Source organism: Myxococcus sp. AB025B, from assembly GCF_006518215.1.
Lineage (GTDB): Bacteria > Myxococcota > Myxococcia > Myxococcales > Myxococcaceae > Myxococcus > Myxococcus fulvus.
Window position 1 is genome coordinate 1 of record NZ_SRLW01000692.1, and the last position, 566, is coordinate 566.

The window sequence follows — 566 nt, forward strand, 5'->3', positions numbered from 1 at the left end:
GGGGTGGGAGGTCGGATTGAGGCCCCTGCCGCGGGCGTGAGACAGACGTGGGACGCCCCGCTTCCTCGTCGCAAGGACCGCGTTGAGCCCCGCCGCCTTCCGTCGTTACGTCCTGAGCAGCTTCGCCTCGCTCGCCTCCGCCGTCCCCCTCTTCCGTCCGGGCTCGTCGCTGCCCGGCTCGTCCGCGCCGCTGCTCGGGGCGCCTCCGGTGGACGGGCCGGACGCGCGCCTGACGCCCACCCGGCGCCTGCGCGCGACCCTGGGTCTGTCCGTGGCGGAGGGCATGTTCGCGGAGGTGTTCACCGCGTGTGCCGGGGCCACGGTGCTCACCGCGTGGGCGATGGCGCTGGGGCTGGGACCGCTGCTGGTGGGGGTGATGACGGCGCTGCCGTTCTGCGCGCAGTTCATCCAGTTCCCCGCGGCGTGGTTGACGTCGACGTTCGGACACCGGCGCGTCGCGCTGACGGCCATCTGCCTGTCGCGACTGGTGATGTTCCCCTTGGCGGTGTTGCCGTGGTGGGAGTTGGACCTGACGGCGCGCCAGCACGTGCTGCTGGGGGTGGCGG

Annotated in this window: 1 pseudogene; it reads left to right on the plus strand. The window is 73.3% G+C overall.

Going from position 1 to position 566, the window contains the following annotated elements:
- Positions 1–82: 82 nt before the first annotated feature.
- Positions 83–566 (plus strand): annotated as a pseudogene (locus FL311_RS43535) (MFS transporter); the annotation flags it as partial.